Origin of the sequence: Pelagimonas phthalicica, from assembly GCF_004364805.1 — a bacterium.
Lineage (GTDB): Bacteria > Pseudomonadota > Alphaproteobacteria > Rhodobacterales > Rhodobacteraceae > Pelagimonas > Pelagimonas phthalicica.
This window is the reverse complement of the sequence record NZ_SOAP01000001.1, coordinates 2,055,002-2,070,938: the sequence shown is the minus strand read 5'-3', so window position 1 is coordinate 2,070,938 and position 15,937 is coordinate 2,055,002. Positions and strand designations below refer to the sequence as shown.

Sequence of the window (15,937 nt, the reverse complement as noted above, 5' to 3'; positions counted from 1 at the left end):
GGTGCAAGTGGTATCGGAATTCAAGCCGCATTTGCCGCTTTCTAACCTTTCGTTTCGGGCAAAAACCCTTATATCGCTGGCCGGAACAGCGCGAGGCAGCCATGAAGATCAGATTTGATCACGGACCAAACGGCACAGGAGCGACTTTTGAGTCGCCCCGACAGGTCATTCGCGCCGACTCACCCGCCGAGGTGGCCGGGGCTTTGGCCGAGCTGGAACAGGCGCAATTGGCCGGGGCCTGGATCGCGGGCTTTGCCAGTTACGAGCTGGGCTATGTGCTGGAACCCAAGCTGGCCCCGCGCCTGCCGGGTCAGCGACGACTGCCGCTTTTGTGTTTTGGCGTCTTTGACGCGCCGATCTCGACTGATCTGCCACCCGCCGCTGGCGCGATTGACGCCCCGCGCCCCAGTTGGAGCGCGCAGGACTATGAGCGCGCCTTTGAGCAAGTACACCGCGCGATTGGAGCTGGCGACATCTATCAGGCCAACCTGACCTTTCCTTTGACCCTTCCCGTCTCTGGCGACACCGCCGCGCTCTACGCCGCGTTGCAGGCCCGTCAGCCCGTCAGCTACGGGGCTTTGGTTCAGGTCCCCGGCTTGCCTGACATCCTGTCCCGCTCGCCCGAGCTTTTCTTTCGCACCAGTGCCGCAGGCCAGATCGAAACCCGCCCGATGAAAGGCACCCTGCCGCGCAGCGATGACCCGGTTGAGGATGAGCGCCGCAAGACGTGGCTAGCGCAGGACGAAAAGAACTGCGCCGAAAACCTGATGATCGTTGATCTCTTGCGCAACGATATCAGTCGCGTTTCCGTGCCTGGTAGCGTCAAGGTTCCCGAACTGTTCAAGGTCGAATCCTATGCCACTGTGCACCAGATGGTGTCGCTGGTTCAGGCCCAGCTTTTGCCCGACACAACGCTGCCAGACATCCTGCGCGCGCTGTTCCCCTGTGGGTCTGTCACCGGTGCGCCCAAGATCCGCGCGATGGAAATCCTGTCGGACCTCGAACCAAATCCGCGCGAAATCTATTGCGGGTCAATCGGCTGGATGGCCCCAGATGGCAGCAGCTGTTTCAACGTCGCCATTCGCACGCTGATGGTGGAAAACGGCGCGGCCAGGTTGAATGTGGGCGGCGGCGTCGTCTGGGACAGCACCGCCACATCCGAATATGAGGAAGCGCTATGGAAAGCCCGCTTTGCCCAGCTGAGCCCGAGTTTCGCCTGATCGAAACCTTTGCGGTTTATCCGGATCGCGAAACGCCGCTTTTGGCGCGTCATCTGGATCGTATGGCGCGCTCGGCGCGGGGTTTGGGCATTCCGATGGAGATCGCGCAGATCCGCGCCGATATCGAGTCTTTGAACCCGTCCGAGCCGCTGCGCTGTCGCCTGACCCTTTCGGCCCGGGGCCAACCCGAGCTGACCACAAGCCCCCTACCCCCGACGCCCAGCGTCTGGCGTGTGGCCATTGCCGATCAGCGGCTGGACAGCGCCGAGCCATGGCTGCGCCACAAATCCACCCGCCGCGCGCTCTATGAGTCCGCGCGTGCGGCCCTACCTGATGGCATTGACGAGCTGCTGTTCCTCAATGAACGCGATGAGCTCTGCGAAGGCACCATCACCAATCTGTTTATAACAACACAGGCGGGTGAGAGGCTGACTCCACCTCTATCCTCCGGCCTTTTGCCGGGCGTTCTGCGCGCTCATTTGCTGGATTTGGGCCAGTATCAGACAAGAGCCCTGACCCTCGCCGAGCTCACTTCGGCCAGCTCGTTCCATATGGGCAACGCTATGCGCGGCCTGATACCAGCGACCTTCGTTGAAATACCCTAGGCCTTCAGCGCCAATCGCGCCGCCAATGCGCCAAAGACCGTCGCACTGACCCAGCGGGTGATCTTTTCGCTCAAACTGCCTGCCTTGAGGTAGCCACGCAATTGACCCGCGAATTGGCCAACCAATCCGTTCACGATCAATCCCCCCAGTGCCATCACCGCCCCAAAGAACATGAATTGCGGCAACACCGCACGGGTCGGATCAATGAATTGCGGCACAAAGGCCAGGAAGAACAGGATAACTTTGGGATTGGTCAGGTTGACCGCGAATCCTTGCCAGGCCGCTTGTGAGGCTGTAAGCGCCTTGGCACTGGCCGCCCCGATGGGGCTGCGCAAGGTCTTCCAGGCAAGGAACAGCAGATAGGCAACGCCAGCCCAACGGATCACGTCAAACGCCGCCGGATGCGCGGCGACCAGCGCGCCCAACCCGATCCCGGCCAGGAATGTATGCGCAAAAGCCCCGGCCGATATCCCGGCAGAGGCCGCCCAACCGGGTTTCGCACCGCCGCGCAACCCCTGTGCCAGACAAAACATCATGTCGGTGCCCGGCGTGAGGTTCAGCGCCAAGGCCGCCGGAACAAAGGTCAGCAAAACAAGTGGATCAGGGATCATGACAGGCTGTTCAGTTTGGCGCGGATCTCCAACAGGTCGGCCCAGGCCTTGCGCTTGGCCGCCGGATTGCGCAGCAAATAAGCCGGGTGGAACATGGGCAGGGCGGGTTTGCCCTCGGCCTGTGTCCAATTCCCGCGCAAACGGGTAATCCCACGTTTGCCCAGCAGGGCCTGACAGGAAAAATTGCCCACGATCACGATCACCTCAGGCTTGGCCAAGGCGATATGCCGCTTCAGAAACGGCAGCATCATCGCGATCTCTTCGGGTTTGGGGTCACGGTTCTGCGGCGGGCGCCAGGGCAGAACATTGGTGATATAGGCACTGTCTTCGCGCGACAGATCAATCGCTGCCAGCATCTTATCCAGCAACTGCCCGGCGCGGCCGACAAAGGGCTTGCCCTGCAAATCCTCGTCACGCCCCGGTGCCTCGCCAATCAGCATGACCTTGGCCCCGGCCACCCCGTCGGAAAACACCAGATTGCGCGCGCCGCGTTTCAACGGGCAATGCGGATAAGCCGCCATTGCCGCCTGCAATCCCGCCAGATCCTGCGCGGCCTTGGCGGCCTTCACGGCCTCGTCAATCGGATCAACCTCAGGCTCCGCCACGCGCTGCGCGGCCTGCCCCACGGGTTGGGCGCGGGCCGCCTCTGCCTTGGCTTTCGCCTCTTCCTCGGCGGCAAAGCGATCCACCGGGGCGGCAAGGATCGCCTCATCCACCCCCATCTCCGCCTGCCATTCCAACATGGCGCGCGCTGTATGCCAATCCAAAGCTGATTCCATGGCCGCCACCCTATCTCCCTTCCCGACCAAGTGAAACGCCCAGAAACACGCGTAAGAAACACTGTGACGATCGGGGGAGGGCGGGTGGGCCGATCGTCACAGTGTTTCTGAACCCTTGCCCCACCCGCCAACCCTTCTTATGAAGGCTCAAACCGTGAGGAGCCTTCGCATATGCGTTTTGACCAACGCCACTTGCTCGGTATTGAGCCCCTGCGCCCCGATGAGATCACAACGATCCTCGATCTGGCCGACCAATATGTCACTTTCAACCGTTCCCGTGACAAACACGCCAACGCCTTGGCGGGCCTGACACAAATCAACATGTTCTTTGAGAACTCCACCCGCACCCAAGCCAGTTTTGAGATCGCCGGCAAACGGCTTGGCGCGGATGTGATGAACATGGCCATGCAGGCCAGCTCGATCAAAAAGGGCGAGACCCTGATCGACACCGCCATGACCCTGAACGCCATGCATCCGGACCTGCTGGTCGTGCGCCACCCTCATTCCGGTGCGGTCGATCTGCTCAGCCAAAAGGTCAATTGCGCGGTCCTGAACGCGGGTGACGGCAAGCACGAACACCCAACGCAAGCCCTGCTTGACGCGCTGACCATCCGCCGCGCCAAGGGCCGTTTGCACCGGCTCAATATCGCCATTTGCGGTGATATCGCCCATTCCCGCGTCGCACGCTCCAACATCCTGCTGCTACACAAGATGGAAAACCGCATCCGTCTGGTCGGCCCCTCCACCCTCATGCCCTCGGGTGTCGAGCATTTCGGAGTAGAGGTCTATGACGACATGCGCAAAGGCCTTGAGGATGTCGATGTCGTCATGATGCTGCGCCTGCAACGGGAACGTATGGATGGCGGATTTATCCCGTCCGAGCGGGAATATTATCACCGCTACGGGCTCGACGCGGAAAAGCTCGCCTATGCCAAAGATGACGCCATCGTCATGCATCCCGGCCCGATGAATCGCGGTGTCGAGATTGACGGCACATTGGCCGATGACATCAACCGCTCGGTCATTCAGGATCAGGTTGAAATGGGCGTGGCCGTGCGCATGGCCGCGATGGACCTTTTGGCCCGCAACCTGCGCGCCAACCCCAAGGAGCTCCTGGCCTGATGCAGATCGAGATCAACGGATCAGACCGCACCACCTTGCGGGTCTTTCACCTCGACCTCCCGCCCGAGGCCGTGGAACGCTTTACGGTGCAGGCCGGCACTGGCGAATGGCCGTTGAAATACGCGCTGGGGGCCAAGACCCTGCGCAATGGCTTTGTCGATGTTGTCGATCTGCGGGATTTGGACAAGATGGGCCTGTCCTCTTACCTCGCCCAAGCGCACAACGCCGCTGGGGCGGATTTCAAAGCCGACAGGTCCGTTCTGGACGCGCTGACCGGCCATGTTGTTATCCTGCCACCGCAGGCCTTTGACAATACCAGCCAGACCCTGACCATCGCGCCGCAATTGCGCTTGATCGGCACCTATGGCGGTGCCAAACCGACCCCGCGCGGCCCGAAACTGCGCAGCGCCTCGGCCTCTGGTCTCACCGCCCAAGGTGACCCTGGCGCACCACAGCGCCGCGGCTCTCTCTGGACCATTCTCGCCCTGATCGGCGCGGGCATTGTTGCCCTCTTGCTCTTGGCTGCTTTGCTCCGATGACCTCACAACTGCCCCCTTTCTTTGACGGCGAAGAGCTGCTGCGTGAGACCAAAGGTTCAATCGCCCAAGGTCTCTTGCTGGGTCTGTTCTACGTGCTGGCAATGCTCCTGATCGCCTGGGGTATCGGGTTTCTGTTTCCCTCAGACCAACCCTTCCCGATTGTTCATATCTCGGTCATGGGCGCTTTCTTTGCTCTGGTGATCCTGTTTCAACAGCCAGATTACGTCGCCGTCACAACGCGCCGCCTCTATCTGAAATACCGCTCGGGGCGAAAATTCTCAGTCCTCTTCCCGGAAATCCAATCCATCCGCAAAGCCTGGGGCGGGATCGAAATCACCTCCTCGCGCCTATCGCGCAAGCTGCGTATCCGCACGGTTCCGAAATCCGACGAACTCCTGTCCCTGATCCAAAGGGAGTTGGCCAAATGACCACGTTCCGCGCGGACAAAGCCACCTATTGGCAAACGCATAAGGTTATGGGCGTCATCGCCATGGCGCTGGCCTTTGGCGTGCTGTGGATCGCGGGCAACCCCTATCCCTGGACCGGCCTTGTCGGCGGGGCCGCCGCCATTGGCTTGCGCGGCTGGTATCTCAAGGACGAAGAGCTGGCCCATGAATGGCAGATGGAAAACGGCGTGCTGTCAGGCCCGGGAGAGCGCCGCGTCTTTCTTTCTGATCTCGTCACCGTCAAATCCATCGGTTCCGCCGTCCAGCTGATCACCACAGCAGGCGACAAACACCTGATCAAATTCCAGGCCGACCCTGCGGCCACCATCACCCAAATCAACGCCGCCCGCCGCCTATCGGAAGAGCAGACATGACCGCCACCCTCATCAAAAACGCGCAATTGATTGACCCTGAGGCCGATACGGTCACCTTTGGTCACATCCTGATCCAGGATGGAAAGATTGCCGAAGTCTTAGCAGAAAACATTGAATTTGAAGGATTGTTTCGAGCGCGAAACATCGATCCTGAGATCATCAATGCGGGCGGTAAACACCTTGCCCCCGGTATTGTCGATATCGGCGTCAAGGTTGGTGAACCCGGTGAACGTCACAAGGAATCCTATGGCACCGCCGGGCAGGCCGCCGCTGCCGGGGGGGTGACAACCATGGTCACCCGCCCTGATACCACGCCCTGCATCGACACGCCCGAGGCGTTGGAATTCATCCGCCGCCGCGCCAATGAGGCCGCGCCGGTCCATGTTCTGCCCATGGCCGCCCTGACCAAAGGCCGCGACGGCAAGGAAATGACCGAATTCGGCTTTCTCATGGATGCCGGGGCCGTGGCCTTTACCGATTGCGACAATGTGGTGCGCGACACCAAGGTCCTGACCCGCGCCATGTCCTATGCGAAATCGCTGGACGCGCTGGTCATGGGCCACCCGCAGGAACCGACCCTGTCCAAAGGCGCGGCTGTCAGCTCGGGCAAATTCGCCACCCTGCGCGGGCTTCCCGGCGTCTCGCCAATGGCGGAACGCATGGGGCTGGATCGTGACATCGCTTTGGTCGAAATGACCGGCGCGCGCTATCACGCCGACCAGATCACCGCCGCCCGCGCCCTGCCTTCGCTGGAACGCGCCAAGAAGAACGGGTTTGACGTGACCGCCGGCACCTCGATGCATCACCTGACCCTGAACGAGCTTGACGTCGCCGATTACCGCACCTTCTTCAAGGTCAAACCGCCGCTGCGGAGCGAAGATGACCGCCAAGCCATCGTGGCCGCCGTCCGCGATGGGTTGATCGACATTATCGGATCGTTCCACACCCCGCAGGACGAGGAATCCAAACGCCTGCCCTATGAGGAAGCCGCCAGCGGTGCCGTGGGTCTGGAGACCATGCTGCCGGTGCTGCTGCGCCTCTATCATTCCGGCGAGCTTGAGCTGCCAACCCTGTTCCGCGCCCTGTCCCTGAACCCGGCCAAACGCCTCGGCCTGCCGGCGGGACGCCTGGCACAAGGGGCCCCTGCGGACCTTGTTTTGTTCGATGCGGACAAACCTTTTGTTCTGGATCGTTTCAAACTGAAATCGAAATCCAAGAACACCCCCTTTGACAGCGCCCGACTTCAGGGCAAAGTGTTGGGGACATGGGTGTCCGGCAATCGGGTATTCAAAGCGTAAGGGCCGCAAAACATGTTCAACACCGATCCGACCACCTTTCTGCTTTGGGCGCTGATTGGCTATGTTTTGGGCTCGATCCCCTTTGGCATCGTGATCACCCGCGCGCTTGGCCTGGGCGATCTGCGCAAGATCGGATCGGGCAATATCGGCGCGACCAATGTGCTGCGCACCGGGAACAAGCCCGCCGCCCTGGCAACGCTGGTGCTGGATTCGACCAAGGGCGCGATTGCGGTTCTGATTGCGAAATTCGTCACTGGCGACACCGCCGCCATGCAAATCGCGGGCCTCGCCGCCTTTGCGGGCCATTGCTATCCGGTCTGGCTCAAGTTCAAGGGCGGCAAAGGCGTGGCCACCTATCTTGGCGTGGTCCTTGCCATCAGCTTCCCGGTTGGCCTGCTTTGCTGCGCGACCTGGGCACTGGCCTTTGCTGTCTCGCGGATCTCCTCCGTCGGCGCTTTGGTCGCCGCCATGTCCACCACCATCTGGATGTTCGTTATGGCCCGCGGCGATCTGCTGCTCATGGGGCTCGCGCTCACCATGCTGATCTATTGGCGCCACCGCGAAAACATCGCCCGCATCAAGGCTGGCACCGAACCCAAGGTCGGCCAAAAGAAATAACCCCAAAACCTCCAGCCCCCAGGTTTCTTTGGGCCAAAAATATCCCGGGGAGTCCCGAGCACAGCTCGGGACGGGGCAGCGCCCCACCTTCCTCTTAACTTACGCCAACCGTCACATTTTCGCGCAACACCTCACTCACCGCATCCGGATGGGTGATCGCCAGCATATGCCCCGCCTGAGGCACCACAATCTCGCGCGCCTGAGGAATCCGCGCCATCAGGCTGCGATGGATCGCTGCGACGATGGGCTGCGTTTGTCCGCCGCGCAGAAATGTCACCGGCATGCGCAGCTGCTCCAACCCGTCCCCGTCCAGAAGCCCGTGACAATCGTCAATCAGGCTGGGGTTCGACCCGGCAATCAACGGCATCAGCGCCGTATTGGTTTCGCGCGCTTTCGGCGGGAGATCGTCCCAAGCCATGCCACCACCCCAAGCGCTAAAAAAGCCCTGCGCCATGCGCGGCCAATCCTGCGCCTGTTGCGCGGCCAGAAAATCCTGAGATTCGCCCATATAGGCGTCAAACTCTGCCTGCCCTCGGGCAGCCGCGAACAGGACCGGTTCAACCAAGGTGAGGGACAAGACCTTGTCCGGTTGCTCCAGCGCCAGACGCAGGGCCACGGTGGCCCCGAAACTGTGACCAACCAGGTGGGCCGGCCTTTCCAGCAAGGATCGGGCCTGCGCGGTCACCACATCATGAATGTCCCCCTGCTCATCCCAGGGTGCCGCCTTGCCATGGCCGGGCATGTCCGGGGCAAGACCTGTCAGGTCTTGCGCAAACGGTGCCGCGACCTTGCGCCACACCCCGCCATGGGCGAGCGAACAATGCAGCAACAGGGCCAGTCCCGGCCCTGTTCCAAAACGTGTCACGGGAAATTCGATCACAAATCACCTGCCAGATGCGCATCCAGATCATCCAGACGATCCTGCCCCCAGAATCGCTGATCGCCATCGACGATAAAGAAGGGCGAGCCAAAGACCCCGGCACCAACCGCCTCTTCGAGATTTGCGCCATAGATCTCGGCCCCGGACAGCAAGCCACTATCCGCCAGTTTGGGGTCAAACCCACCCTCTTCCAGCGCGGCGCGCACGACGTCATCCTGCGCGATATCCTTTTCTTCGGCCCAACAGGCGCGGAAAATCGCCTGAACCAGCTTGCCCATATCGCCTCCGCCCGCCTTTTGCGCCGCGATAATGGCATAGGCCGCCGGGGCCCCATTTGTGGGCCAAAAGGCCGGTTGCGGCGTCAGAGGCAGGCCAGTCTTGCTGCGCGCCCGCAGCAGTTCCTGCATGCGATATTCCATCCGCGACGGGTGGCGATCTTTGGGAAGGGTGCCGCCGGTGCGCGCAAAGAGCTGGCCGATATCGAGCGGCTTGTAAGTGATGGTGGCACCATGTTTCGCGGCGATCTTCTCGACCCGGTCACCGCAGAGATAGGCCCAGGGGGACAAAGTCGTGAAATAGTAGTCGATATGCGCCAAAGCTCTTCTCCTAATGGTGTTGCTGGCGCGAATGCTAAGCACATGTTAAGGCGACCGCAACGTCACGAATCCGTCATGATCCCGGAGCCTCCCATGCCGACCGTCATCGAACCCAAAATCATCTCTGGCAATGCCAACCGCCCGCTGGCCGAATCCGTTGCCCGCCGCATGTCGCTCTATCGCGGTATGAGCGTCAATCTCGTCGACGCCCGCGTCGAACGCTTTAACGATGGCGAGATCTTTGTCGAAGTCTTCGAGAATGTGCGCGGCGAAGACATGTATATCATGCAGAGCACCTCGAACCCGGCCAATGACAACCTGATGGAACTGCTGATCATGGCCGATGCGCTGCGTCGCTCCTCTGCCAGCCGCATCACCGCCGTCATGCCTTATTTCGGCTACGCCCGCCAAGACCGCCGCACCAAGGCGCGCACGCCGATCTCGGCCAAGCTGGTGGCCAATATGATCGCCGAAGCCGGGATAGAACGGGTGCTGACCATGGACCTGCACGCAGCGCAGATTCAGGGTTTCTTTGATATCCCGGTGGACAACCTCTATGCCTCGCCGATTTTTGCGCTGGACATCAAGAACCAGTTCAAGGGCCAACTTGAAGACGTCATGATCGTCTCGCCAGACGTGGGCGGCGTGGCCCGTGCGCGTGAATTGGCCAAGCGCATCAACGCGCCCCTGTCGATCGTCGACAAACGCCGCGAAAAGCCGGGTGAGATCGCCGAGATGACCGTGATCGGGAATGTTGAGGGCAAGAAATGTATCGTTGTGGACGATATGTGCGACACTGCCGGCACGCTGTGCAAAGCGGCTGAGGTGATCCTGGAACATGGCGCGACCGAAGTGCATGCCTATATCTCACACGGCGTGATGTCTGGTCCAGCCGTGGAACGTGTGTCCAACTCGGTGCTCAAGACCCTGGTGCTGACAGACACGATCCAGCCCACCGATGCGGTCAAAAACGCCCCCAATATCCGCATCCTGCCAACTGCGCCTCTCTTTGCGCAGTCGATCATGAATATCTGGAACGGTCACTCGGTCTCGTCGCTGTTTGAAACCGACGTGCTGGGCCCGATTTATGAGGGTATTCTTTAACAGCTGAGCTTGGCGCAGAAATTTCGTGCACGAAATTTGCAAAAATCGTGCACGATTTTTCAGCGCCCGGCCGCGGCCAAGCGCCCCCCAAAAAACCTAGTACAATTCCCAATCGTCGTCTGACGCGACCTCGCCAATCGCGGTCCAGCTCATACGCACGCGGGCCACGCGCGTGTCAGACCAGGTGCGGAACACCAGGTCAAAACCGGTTTCGCTGACCTTATCGGCGACAATATCAGCCCGCACATTTGCGCCCTGATCCATATCCCAAAGCGACAAAGACACCTGTACCGTTGGAATGCTGCGGAAGGGTTCCGAGAACTTGACCTTTTTGCGCCGCTCCCGCGCGCCATGGCCCGTCCACATGTCACCGCCAGAGGCGAAATCGGAAAACACTTCCTCATTGCCCTGATCCACCCCGATAAGCGAGCCTACATATTTGCGCATGATCCGCCTCTTGCGTCCTGTTCCGGGTTGGTCCTGCTTCCCGTCATGCGGGTATAACGCCCCTGCCCCGGCAATGGAAATGCCAAAGAAGGGTTTCGGAAGTGTTGAACTGGGCGCTGTGACGCTTTTGGCATATACATTCTTGGGTTTGACCTGTAAAAGCGCCCGATCATCCTCCTCCCCGAGAAAGAATCCCTTATGATTGCCCCTTTGCAAGACGCGCTGTCCGAGCGTGGTTATGACACTTTGACTGATGTGCAGCAGGCGGTTTCCGCACCCGAGCTGGTGGACAAGGATTTGCTGGTTTCAGCGCAAACCGGGTCGGGCAAGACGGTGGGTTTTGGCCTGGCGATTGCGCCGACTTTGCTGGGGGATGCCGAGCATATGGGCCGGGCGGATGCGCCGGTGGCCCTGGTGATCGCGCCAACGCGCGAGCTGGCCTTGCAGGTGAAACGTGAATTGACCTGGCTTTATGGCAAGGCCGGGGCCTGGATCGCCTCCTGTGTGGGGGGCATGGATATGCGGGATGAGCGGCGCAATCTGGCGCGGGGGGCGCATATTGTCGTTGGCACACCGGGGCGATTGCGCGACCATATCGAACGCGGCTCGCTGATCATGGATCAGCTCAAGGCGGTGGTTTTGGATGAGGCGGATGAGATGCTCGATCTTGGCTTTCGCGAGGATCTGGAATTCATGCTGGGCGAGGCACCCGAGGATCGCCGCACCCTGATGTTCTCGGCCACCGTGTCGCCGATGATCGCCAAGCTGGCGCAGAATTTCCAAAAGGATGCCGAGCGAATCTCGACCATTTCGAACAAGCAGCAGCATTCCGACATCACCTATCAGGCGGTGCGCGTTGCGCAGCAGGATGGGGAGCACGCGATTATCAACATCCTGCGCTATCACGAAGCCGAAAAGGCCATTGTCTTTGCCAATACCCGCGCGGCGGTGAACCGCTTGACGGCGCGGTTCTCGAACCGTGGTTTCGCGGTGGTCAGCCTGTCCGGTGAACTGAGCCAAAATGAGCGCACCCATGCGCTGCAGGCCATGCGCGATGGGCGTGCCCGTATCTGTGTCGCCACCGATGTCGCTGCGCGCGGCATCGACCTGCCCAAGCTTGAGCTGGTCATCCATGCGGAATTGCCCACCAATACCGAGGCGCTTTTGCACCGCTCTGGCCGGACGGGCCGAGCCGGGCAAAAGGGCATCTCGGCCATGGTGGTCACGCCCCGCAACGCCAAAAAGGCCGAGCGGCTGTTGAAATGGGCCAAGATCAAAGCGGAATGGGTGGATGCCCCGTCTGCGGAAGATATCTATCGTAAGGATGAAGAACGCCTGTTGGCCGACCCGATCTGGTCCGAAGAGATCACAGAAGAGCAACAGGCCTTTGCCGGGCAATTGCTGGAGCAGCATTCGCCAGAGACCATCGCAGCGGCCTATTTCAAGCTTTACCAGGCGCGCAAATCCGCGCCAGAAGAGTTGGCCGACCCCGATAGCCGGCCTGAACGCAAAGAGCGCAAGGAACGCGCGCCCTTTGGTCCTTCGACCTGGTTCTCTTTGTCGGTGGGGCGCAATGATCGGGCCGAGGCGCGTTGGTTGCTTCCGCTGATCTGCCGCGTGGGTGGGATCACCAAAGAGGCGATCGGTGCCATTCGCGTGCAGAACAACGAGACCTTTGTCGAGATCGCGAAGGATGCGGTGCCGGGCTTTATCGATGAAATCGGCGATGGCGGCGAGTTGCAGGACGATGTGACCGTCACCAAGCTGGACAAGGCTCCGGAACTGGAACGCCGCCCTGCCGGTGGTGGTCGCGGCCCCAAGCCCGGCGGCAAACGCCCGCCGCGTGGCGATTTCGACAACCGCCCGGCGCGCCCCAAGCGCGACGAGGATCGCCCACGCAAGGCGCATAAACCACGTGATGACGAGCCCAAGCGCGAAAAGCCTGTGATCAAGAAGAGCGGCAAGGCGGTTTGGGGCAGTGACGCGCAAGAGGGCGAGGCAAAGTTCAAAAAGCCGCGCGAGCGTCAGGAAGATGGTTCCGAGCGCTCTGACAAGCCGTTTGGCGATCGGAAGTCCAAGCCTCACCGCAAGGGCGGCGACGGGGCCAAAGGCAAGCGTGACGGTGACAAACCGCGCCACAAGTCGGATGGAAAGTCCTTTGGTAAGCCCAAAGGGAAACCAACTGGCAAGCCCAAGGGGAAACCCGGTGCCGCTTCGGCCAGCAAACGTCTTGGGCCACCGCGTAAAGGTGGTGACGCACGGCCGACGCGTCGCAAGTGATGTGAGGGAGTTGGGGCGCTGCCCCGCCCTGCGCGGGGCGCAGGACTTCCCGGGGTATTTTTGGCCCAAAGAAACGCTATATCGATCTAACGAGAGCGGTTTCGCAAAGCCCAAACAAAGAAAAGCCCCGGCTGCACTTCACGTCAGCCGGGGCTTTTGATTTCTGAACAGCGGGTCGCTTAGAGTGCGGGCTGCTTTGCGGTCAGACCCAGGCTGGCAGCGATTGCCACCGTGTCCTGAAGCAGTTTGGCGGCGTCATCGACACCGGCACCGGCCTCTTTGGTCTGGGTGTAGACGGCTTGCACCTCATCCACCAGCGCATCGTAAGTGGCCTGATCGACATCTGCCTTGGGCAGCGCCTTTTCAGCCAGCACCGACAGGCTTTCGCCGATTTCGGCAAAGCCACCGGTGACCACATATTCCTGTGCGCCTTTGTCGGTTTCCACGGTCAGGATACCGGGACGCAGGGTGGTGATCAGCGGAGCGTGGTTCGGCATCGCGGTCAGGTCGCCATCGGCACCTGGGATCTGCACCGAAGAGACCTGCGTCGACAGCAGGCTGCGTTCGGGGCTGACCAGATCGAATTGCATCGTGTCTGCCATTTTGTTTGTCTCCGTCTCCGGGTTGGCGGTGCGGGCACCGCCTGTCCCGTCGGTTAAGGAAAGATGTAGGGTGGGGTTTTACCCCACCGCCACATTAGGCAGCTTCAGCGGCCAGTTTCTCGGCTTTTTCCAGCACTTCGGCGATACCGCCAACCATGTAGAACGCGCCTTCGGGCAGGTGGTCATACTCACCGGCAACAACAGCCTTGAACGAGCTGATGGTGTCTTCGAGCGGAACCTGAACACCGTCGGAGCCAGTGAAGACTTTCGCAACGTCGAAGGGCTGCGAGAGGAAACGCTGGATCTTACGCGCGCGGGCAACGGTCAGTTTGTCTTCTTCAGACAGTTCGTCCATGCCGAGGATCGCGATGATGTCCTGAAGCGACTTGTAGCGCTGCAGGATACCCTGAACGTCACGTGCCACCTGGTAGTGCTCTTCACCCACGATCTGTGGGTCCATCAGGCGCGAGGAGCTGTCGAGCGGGTCAACCGCCGGGTAGATGCCCAGCTCGGAGATCGCACGGTTGAGAACGGTTGTCGCGTCCAGGTGGGCGAAGGTGGTCGCCGGAGCCGGGTCGGTCAAGTCGTCCGCTGGAACGTATACGGCCTGAATGGAGGTAATGGAGCCATTCTTGGTCGAGGTAATGCGTTCCTGCATCGCGCCCATGTCGGTGGCCAGTGTTGGCTGGTAGCCCACCGCCGAAGGAATACGACCCAAGAGAGCAGACACCTCGGAACCCGCCTGAGTAAAGCGGAAAATGTTGTCAACGAAGAACAGAACGTCGGTACCGGACTGGTCACGGAACTGTTCCGCCAGGGTCAGACCTGTCAGAGCAACACGGGCACGCGCACCGGGAGGCTCGTTCATCTGACCGTAAACCAGGGCCACCTGAGATTCCTCGAGGTTGTCCGGCTTAATAACGTTGGATTCGATCATCTCGTGGTAGAGGTCGTTGCCCTCACGAGTCCGCTCACCAACACCCGCGAACACGGAGAAGCCCGAGTGCACTTTCGCGATGTTGTTGATCAGTTCCATGATCAGAACGGTCTTGCCCACGCCGGCACCGCCGAAGAGACCAATTTTACCACCCTTGGCGTAAGGAGCCAGCAGGTCGATAACTTTAATACCGGTCACGAGAACCTCGGACTCGGTGGACTGTTCTTCGAACTCTGGCGCAGGCTGGTGGATCGCGCGATATTCGTCGGCATTCAAAGGCGCGCCTTCGTCAACCGGCTCACCCACAACGTTCAGGATGCGGCCCAGGGTGGCGTTGCCAACCGGAACCGAGATCGGGCCGCCGGTGTCGGACACGGATTGACCGCGAACCAGACCTTCGGTCGCGTCCATCGCGATGCAGCGGACAGTGTTTTCACCAAGGTGCTGAGACACTTCAAGAACCAGGTTCTTGCCGTTGTTGTCTGTGTTCAGCGCGTTCAGAATTTCAGGCAGGTGGTCTTCGAACTGCACGTCGACCACGGCGCCAATCACCTGAGTGATTTTGCCTTGTGCGTTAGCCATTTCTATTCTCCGATTCTTAGAGCGCCTCGGCGCCCGAGATAATTTCGATCAGTTCGTTCGTGATGACGGCCTGACGCGAGCGGTTGAATTCGATGGTGAGCTTGTCAATCATGTCACCAGCGTTTCGTGTCGCGTTATCCATAGCCGACATCCGGGCGCCCTGTTCCGAGGCACCATTCTCGAGCAGGCCCGAGAAGATTTGCGTCGCCACACCGCGTGGCAGCAGGTCAGCAAGGATGGCTTCTTCGTCCGGCTCATAGTCATAGAGCGTAGATTCGCCAGCCTCTTCCCCATCGGTCTCGTAAGAGGCGGGGATGATCTGCAATGCGGTAGGATCCTGGCTGATCACCGAGTTGAACTTGGCAAAGAAGATCGTTGCCACGTCAAATTCGTCAGCGTCAAAGCGTGCCAGAATACCGCGAGCGATGTCCTGAGCATTGCCATAGCCAAGATTTTTGACCTCGGACAGATCGACGTGATCAACGAAGAGATCTTCGTAATCGCGCTTCAGCTGTTCGCGGCCTTTCTTGCCAACAGTGAGAATTTTCACTGTCTTGCCTTCGGCTTTCAACGCTTCGATGCGGGTACGCGCCAGTTTGACGATGGAGCTGTTGAAGCCCCCGCACAACCCACGCTCGGCGGTCATGACCACCAGCAGCTGTACGTCGTCTTTACCGGTGCCGGCCAAAAGGCGCGGCGCGCTATCGCTGCCACCGACACCGGCGGCAAGCGACCCCATCACGGCGTTGAAGCGCGCGGCGTAGGGCCGCGCTGCCTCAGCAGATTCCTGGGCGCGGCGCAGTTTTGCTGCCGCGACCATCTGCATGGCCTTGGTGATCTTGCGGGTCGATTTGACCGACTCGATCCTGGTTTTTAGGTCCTTGAGACTGGGCATCG

18 protein-coding genes are annotated in these 15,937 nt (G+C 60.5%); 10 read left to right on the top strand and 8 right to left on the bottom strand.

Annotation, left to right across the window (positions count from 1 at the left end):
* Window positions 1–101 precede the first annotated feature (101 nt).
* Both CLV87_RS10040 and CLV87_RS10035 read left to right on the top strand, forming a co-directional pair.
* A complete protein-coding gene (locus CLV87_RS10040; protein ID WP_099241455.1) occupies window positions 102–1,220 on the top strand; it encodes an aminodeoxychorismate synthase component I in 1,119 nt (372 codons plus the stop codon).
* On the top strand, window positions 1,178–1,825 hold the full coding sequence (locus CLV87_RS10035) for an aminotransferase class IV family protein (RefSeq protein WP_099244514.1): 648 nt from the start codon (window positions 1,178–1,180) through the stop codon (window positions 1,823–1,825). Before CLV87_RS10040 ends, CLV87_RS10035 begins: the two co-directional genes overlap by 43 nt.
* Here CLV87_RS10035 and CLV87_RS10030 read toward each other — a convergent pair.
* Window positions 1,822–2,436, bottom strand: coding sequence for a LysE family translocator (locus CLV87_RS10030; RefSeq protein ID WP_099241457.1), 615 nt, complete (start codon window positions 2,434–2,436; stop codon window positions 1,822–1,824). The two genes, CLV87_RS10035 and CLV87_RS10030, sit on opposite strands and share 4 nt — an antisense overlap.
* The gene (locus CLV87_RS10025; protein WP_099241459.1) at window positions 2,433–3,215 is read right to left on the bottom strand and encodes a uracil-DNA glycosylase; all 783 of its coding nucleotides are present in this window, start codon (window positions 3,213–3,215) and stop codon (window positions 2,433–2,435) included. The genes CLV87_RS10030 and CLV87_RS10025 overlap by 4 nt, the downstream gene beginning before the upstream one ends.
* Window positions 3,216–3,386: 171 nt before the next feature.
* Here CLV87_RS10025 and CLV87_RS10020 point away from each other — a divergent pair, with 171 nt between their 5' ends.
* The 6 genes from CLV87_RS10020 to plsY are packed head-to-tail and all read left to right on the top strand — an operon-like array spanning window position 3,387 to window position 7,612.
* Window positions 3,387–4,337, top strand: coding sequence for an aspartate carbamoyltransferase catalytic subunit (locus CLV87_RS10020; RefSeq protein ID WP_099241461.1), 951 nt, complete (start codon window positions 3,387–3,389; stop codon window positions 4,335–4,337).
* Window positions 4,337–4,876, top strand: coding sequence for an aspartate carbamoyltransferase catalytic subunit (locus CLV87_RS10015; protein WP_235871885.1), 540 nt, complete (start codon window positions 4,337–4,339; stop codon window positions 4,874–4,876). The genes CLV87_RS10020 and CLV87_RS10015 overlap by 1 nt, the downstream gene beginning before the upstream one ends.
* A complete protein-coding gene (locus CLV87_RS10010) occupies window positions 4,873–5,304 on the top strand; it encodes a hypothetical protein (RefSeq protein WP_099241465.1) in 432 nt (143 codons plus the stop codon). The genes CLV87_RS10015 and CLV87_RS10010 overlap by 4 nt, the downstream gene beginning before the upstream one ends.
* Window positions 5,301–5,696, top strand: coding sequence for a hypothetical protein (locus tag CLV87_RS10005; protein ID WP_099241467.1), 396 nt, complete (start codon window positions 5,301–5,303; stop codon window positions 5,694–5,696). Before CLV87_RS10010 ends, CLV87_RS10005 begins: the two co-directional genes overlap by 4 nt.
* Complete coding sequence (pyrC, locus tag CLV87_RS10000) at window positions 5,693–6,994, top strand: dihydroorotase (RefSeq protein ID WP_099241469.1); 1,302 nt, start codon at window positions 5,693–5,695, stop codon at window positions 6,992–6,994. The genes CLV87_RS10005 and pyrC overlap by 4 nt, the downstream gene beginning before the upstream one ends.
* A gap of 12 nt (window positions 6,995–7,006) precedes the next feature.
* Window positions 7,007–7,612, top strand: a complete 606-nt coding sequence (gene plsY, locus CLV87_RS09995; protein WP_099241471.1) for a glycerol-3-phosphate 1-O-acyltransferase PlsY — start codon at window positions 7,007–7,009, stop codon at window positions 7,610–7,612.
* A gap of 94 nt (window positions 7,613–7,706) precedes the next feature.
* Here plsY and CLV87_RS09990 read toward each other — a convergent pair whose 3' ends face one another.
* Together CLV87_RS09990 and CLV87_RS09985 are read right to left on the bottom strand one after the other, a co-directional pair.
* Window positions 7,707–8,477 (bottom strand): alpha/beta fold hydrolase, encoded by a 771-nt coding sequence (locus CLV87_RS09990; protein ID WP_166652713.1) that lies wholly within the window; start codon window positions 8,475–8,477, stop codon window positions 7,707–7,709.
* Window positions 8,478–8,488: 11 nt separating this feature from the next.
* The gene (locus CLV87_RS09985; protein ID WP_099241474.1) at window positions 8,489–9,088 is read right to left on the bottom strand and encodes a 2-hydroxychromene-2-carboxylate isomerase; all 600 of its coding nucleotides are present in this window, start codon (window positions 9,086–9,088) and stop codon (window positions 8,489–8,491) included.
* A 93-nt stretch (window positions 9,089–9,181) separates the two neighbouring features.
* On the opposite strand from CLV87_RS09985, the gene CLV87_RS09980 reads away from it, so the two are divergent.
* The gene (locus CLV87_RS09980) at window positions 9,182–10,192 is read left to right on the top strand and encodes a ribose-phosphate pyrophosphokinase (RefSeq protein WP_099244516.1); all 1,011 of its coding nucleotides are present in this window, start codon (window positions 9,182–9,184) and stop codon (window positions 10,190–10,192) included.
* A gap of 96 nt (window positions 10,193–10,288) precedes the next feature.
* Here CLV87_RS09980 and CLV87_RS09975 read toward each other — a convergent pair whose 3' ends face one another.
* Complete coding sequence (locus CLV87_RS09975; protein ID WP_099244518.1) at window positions 10,289–10,639, bottom strand: H-type lectin domain-containing protein; 351 nt, start codon at window positions 10,637–10,639, stop codon at window positions 10,289–10,291.
* A 198-nt stretch (window positions 10,640–10,837) separates the two neighbouring features.
* Here CLV87_RS09975 and CLV87_RS09970 point away from each other — a divergent pair, with 198 nt between their 5' ends.
* On the top strand, window positions 10,838–12,919 hold the full coding sequence (locus tag CLV87_RS09970; RefSeq protein ID WP_099241476.1) for a DEAD/DEAH box helicase: 2,082 nt from the start codon (window positions 10,838–10,840) through the stop codon (window positions 12,917–12,919).
* 179 nt (window positions 12,920–13,098) lie between these two features.
* On the opposite strand, the gene CLV87_RS09965 is transcribed toward CLV87_RS09970, so the two are convergent.
* The 3 genes from CLV87_RS09965 to CLV87_RS09955 all read right to left on the bottom strand — a co-directional run bounded on the left by CLV87_RS09965 (window position 13,099) and on the right by CLV87_RS09955 (window position 15,935).
* Entirely contained in the window at window positions 13,099–13,521 is a 423-nt protein-coding gene (locus CLV87_RS09965; RefSeq protein ID WP_099241477.1) for a F0F1 ATP synthase subunit epsilon, read from the bottom strand.
* 94 nt (window positions 13,522–13,615) lie between these two features.
* Complete coding sequence (gene atpD, locus CLV87_RS09960; protein ID WP_099241479.1) at window positions 13,616–15,040, bottom strand: F0F1 ATP synthase subunit beta; 1,425 nt, start codon at window positions 15,038–15,040, stop codon at window positions 13,616–13,618.
* Between the two features lie 16 nt (window positions 15,041–15,056).
* On the bottom strand, window positions 15,057–15,935 hold the full coding sequence (locus tag CLV87_RS09955) for a F0F1 ATP synthase subunit gamma (protein WP_099241481.1): 879 nt from the start codon (window positions 15,933–15,935) through the stop codon (window positions 15,057–15,059).
* Between the last annotated feature and the right edge of the window lie 2 nt (window positions 15,936–15,937).

Bases quoted from the DNA above. Each gene is read 5' to 3' on its own strand.
- CLV87_RS10040 (WP_099241455.1), top strand. From the start codon at position 102: ATGAAGATCAGATTTGATCACGGACCAAACGGCACAGGAGCGACTTTT.
- CLV87_RS10035 (WP_099244514.1), top strand. From the start codon at position 1,178: ATGGAAAGCCCGCTTTGCCCAGCTGAGCCCGAGTTTCGCCTGATCGAA.
- CLV87_RS10030 (WP_099241457.1), bottom strand. From the start codon at position 2,436: ATGATCCCTGATCCACTTGTTTTGCTGACCTTTGTTCCGGCGGCCTTG.
- CLV87_RS10025 (WP_099241459.1), bottom strand. From the start codon at position 3,215: ATGGAATCAGCTTTGGATTGGCATACAGCGCGCGCCATGTTGGAATGG.
- CLV87_RS10020 (WP_099241461.1), top strand. From the start codon at position 3,387: ATGCGTTTTGACCAACGCCACTTGCTCGGTATTGAGCCCCTGCGCCCC.
- CLV87_RS10015 (WP_235871885.1), top strand. From the start codon at position 4,337: ATGCAGATCGAGATCAACGGATCAGACCGCACCACCTTGCGGGTCTTT.
- CLV87_RS10010 (WP_099241465.1), top strand. From the start codon at position 4,873: ATGACCTCACAACTGCCCCCTTTCTTTGACGGCGAAGAGCTGCTGCGT.
- CLV87_RS10005 (WP_099241467.1), top strand. From the start codon at position 5,301: ATGACCACGTTCCGCGCGGACAAAGCCACCTATTGGCAAACGCATAAG.
- pyrC (WP_099241469.1), top strand. From the start codon at position 5,693: ATGACCGCCACCCTCATCAAAAACGCGCAATTGATTGACCCTGAGGCC.
- plsY (WP_099241471.1), top strand. From the start codon at position 7,007: ATGTTCAACACCGATCCGACCACCTTTCTGCTTTGGGCGCTGATTGGC.
- CLV87_RS09980 (WP_099244516.1), top strand. From the start codon at position 9,182: ATGCCGACCGTCATCGAACCCAAAATCATCTCTGGCAATGCCAACCGC.
- CLV87_RS09975 (WP_099244518.1), bottom strand. From the start codon at position 10,639: ATGCGCAAATATGTAGGCTCGCTTATCGGGGTGGATCAGGGCAATGAG.
- CLV87_RS09970 (WP_099241476.1), top strand. From the start codon at position 10,838: ATGATTGCCCCTTTGCAAGACGCGCTGTCCGAGCGTGGTTATGACACT.
- CLV87_RS09965 (WP_099241477.1), bottom strand. From the start codon at position 13,521: ATGGCAGACACGATGCAATTCGATCTGGTCAGCCCCGAACGCAGCCTG.
- atpD (WP_099241479.1), bottom strand. From the start codon at position 15,040: ATGGCTAACGCACAAGGCAAAATCACTCAGGTGATTGGCGCCGTGGTC.
- CLV87_RS09955 (WP_099241481.1), bottom strand. From the start codon at position 15,935: ATGCCCAGTCTCAAGGACCTAAAAACCAGGATCGAGTCGGTCAAATCG.